The sequence below is a fragment of the Protofrankia sp. CiP1_Cm_nod2 genome (assembly GCF_920664355.1).
In the GTDB taxonomy this organism is placed as follows: domain Bacteria; phylum Actinomycetota; class Actinomycetes; order Frankiales; family Frankiaceae; genus Protofrankia.
The window spans coordinates 1-3,046 of record NZ_CAKKTL010000380.1 but is presented as its reverse complement, the minus strand read 5'-3'; the positions used below and the strand labels follow the sequence as shown (position 1 = coordinate 3,046).

The window sequence follows — 3,046 nt, the reverse complement described above, 5'->3', positions numbered from 1 at the left end:
GTGATCCGGCGGCCGCCGGTCCGGCGGAGCGGGCCGCCCGCCGGGCCGGCCGGACCAGGCCGCGCAGCAGCGCCGGCACCCCGTGCTCGGCGGCCCGGCCGCGCAGCACAGCCAGATCAAGGTGGACGGGTGCGAGCAGCGCCCGCTCCACACCGCCGGTCCCGCCCACGCTGGCTTTTTCGCCCGTTTCGCCCGTGTCGGCGTCCCCGGCGCTGTCGGCGTTACCGATGGTGCCGGTACCCGCATCTGCGTCGGCGTTCCCGATGGTGCTGGCTTTCCCGCGGGTAGCGGTGCCGGGAACAGTCGCGTCCGGACCGCTGCCTGTGCCCGCGGTGGTGGCGGTGGCGGTGGGGCGGGCGCCGAGGGCGGCGTCGAAGAGGTCGAGCCCGTCCCGCGCGGACAGCGGGCGCAGGCCGGCGCGGGCGATGCGCTCGCGGTCGGCGTCGGTGAGCTCGCCGGTGATCCCGCTGGCGCCGGCCCACAGCCCCCAGGCCAGCGACGTCGCCGGCAGGCCGTGCCCGCGGCGGTAGCCGGCCAGCGCGTCGAGGAAGGCGTTGGCCGCCGCGTAGTTGCCCTGGCCGGGGCTGCCGAGGATGCCGGCGGCCGACGAGAACAGCACGAACGCGGCCAGGCCGGCACCGCGAGTCAGCTCGTGCAGGTGCCAGGCGGCGTCCGCCTTGGGCGCCAGCACGGCATCGAGACGGTCCGCGGTGAGCGCGGTGACGACACCGTCATCGATGACGCCGCTGGCGTGCACGACCGCGGTCAGCGGGCGCCCGGCGGGGATCGCGGCGAGCAGGCCGGCCAGCGCCTCCCGGTCGGTGACGTCGACGGCGGCGACCGTCACCGACGCGCCGAGGGCGGTGAGATCGTCGCGCAGCTGCTCCGCGCCTGCGGCGGCGAGGCCGCGGCGGCTGGTGAGCAGCAGGTGGCGCACGCCGTGCCGGGCCACCAGGTGGCGGGCCAGCAGCCCGCCCAGCGCCCCGGTACCACCCGTGATCAGCACGGTCCCGTCCGGGTCGAGCGCTGCCTCCGCCGACGCTTCCACCGCCGGCTGTGCCGATGGGGCCGGGGCCCGGACCAGGCGGGGGACAGTGAGCGTGCCGCCGCGGACGGCGAGCTGCGGCTCGTCGGTCGCCAGCGCCGTGGCGAGCACGGCCGGCAGGTCGATCTCCGGCGGGTCCGCGTCGAGCAGGACGCTGTCCAGCGGGTCGAGGTCGAGCAGGACGAACCGGCCCGGGTGCTCGGACTGCGCCGAGCGGACCAGCCCCCAGCCGGCCGCTACGGCGGGATCGGGGATCTGCCCGCCGGCCGGCACGGCGCCGCAGGTCACCAGCACCAGCTTCGACCCCGGGTCGCGCGGCTCGGCCAGCCACCCCTGCACCAGCTCGAGCACACGGTGGGTGACAGCGTGCGCCGCTGCCGCCGTCCCACGAGAACCGGACGCAGCCGCGTCGGAAGTGGCCGCGTCGGAAGTGGCCGTGCCGGACGCGACCGCGCCAGAAGTGGCTGTGCCGGACGCTGCCGCGTCGGTAGCGGCTGTGCTGGTAGCGGCTGTGCTGGTAGCGGCTGTGCTGGTAGCGGCCGCGTCGGACGTGGTCACGGGGGCGAGGACGAGTTCGGGCTCGGTCGTGCCCAGCCCGGCGAGGTCCGTGGCGGCCCGGGCGTCCACCCCGGCCGCGCGCAGCGTGGTCAGCAGCGGGTGATCATCGCTGCCGAGCACCTGGTAGCGGTCGGTGATGGCAGGCAGGTCGGCGGTGGCCGGCAGGCCGATAACGGCCCAGTCGACGGCGAACAGCGAGTCCCGGTGGGCCTCGCGCCGCGCCGCGCCGACCTGCGCGGCGCTGACCGGCCGGGACAGCAGCGAACGGACGGAGACAACCGGCGCGCCGGTGCTGTCGGCCGCGTGCACGGCCACGCTGTCGCCGTCACCGGCGATCCGCAGCCGCAGCGCGACCGCGCCGGCGGAGTGCAGCCGTACCCCCGACCAGGCGAAGGGCACCCGGCCCTCGGACGCGCCGCCCGCGGTGGCGCGCCCGCCCTCGGGCGCGGTCAGGACGGCGGCGTGCAGGGCGGCGTCGAGCAGCGCGGGGTGGATGCCGAAGCGCCCGGCGTCCCCGCGTACCCCTTCCGGCAGCTCGACCTCGGCGAAGACCTCGCCCGCGCGCCGCCACACCGCGCTCGTGCCGCGAAAGAGCGGGCCGTAGGCCAGCCCGGCCGCGGTGAGCTGCGCGTACACGTCGTCCGGGTCGACGGCGGTGGCGTCCGCGGGGGGCCAGGCCGTCGGCGCCAGCGTGTCGAACACCGCCCGCTCCGGCTGCTCCAGCGGCCATGGCCGGCCGTCCGCCGGCCGTCCGTCGGCTGCCGGCAGGCCGGCGGATGCCAGCAGGCCGGTGGCGTGGCGGGTCCAGTCCGCGGGGGTGTCCCCGTCGATGGCGGGCCGGGCGTACACGCCGAACGTGCGCTTCCCCGTCCCGTCCGGTGCCGCCACCACGACCTGGATCTCGACCGCCCCGCGCGCCGGCAGGGTCAGCGGCGCCTCCAGGACGAGTTCCTCGACCGCGTCGAGGCCCACCTCGTCCCCGGCCCGCACGGCCAGCTCGACGAATGCCGTGCCGGGCACCACGACCGTGGCGTGCACGACGTGGTCGGCGAGCCAGGGGTGGGTGTGCAGGGAGAGCCGGCCGGTGAGGATGGCCTGGTCGGTGTCGGCGGGAGTGAGGGTGGCCTGCAGGAGCGGGTGGCGGGTGGGGGTGAGGCCCAGCGCGCTGGGGTCGCCGCTGGTGGTGGCGGGGGGCAGCCAGAAGCGCTGGCGCTGGAAGGGGTAGTTGGGCAGGCCGACGGTGCGTGCGCCGAGGCCGGCGAACACGGCGGGCCAGGTGACGGGGGTGCCGTGGGTGTGTGCGGTGGCGAGCGCGGTGAGCAGGGTGGCCGTTTCGGGCCGGTTGCGGCGCAGCAGGGGGACGGTGACGGGGGCGGTGCGGCTGTCGGTGCTGTCGCCGGTGGTTTCGTCGCCGCTGTCGCTGCTGGTGTTGGTGAGGGTTGT

1 protein-coding gene is annotated in these 3,046 nt (G+C 77.1%); it reads right to left on the bottom strand.

Annotated features, from left to right (window positions below; genetic code table 11):
- Window positions 1-3,046 (bottom strand): type I polyketide synthase (locus NBW84_RS23660; protein WP_250287540.1); only part of this gene is annotated, 3,046 nt, incomplete at both ends.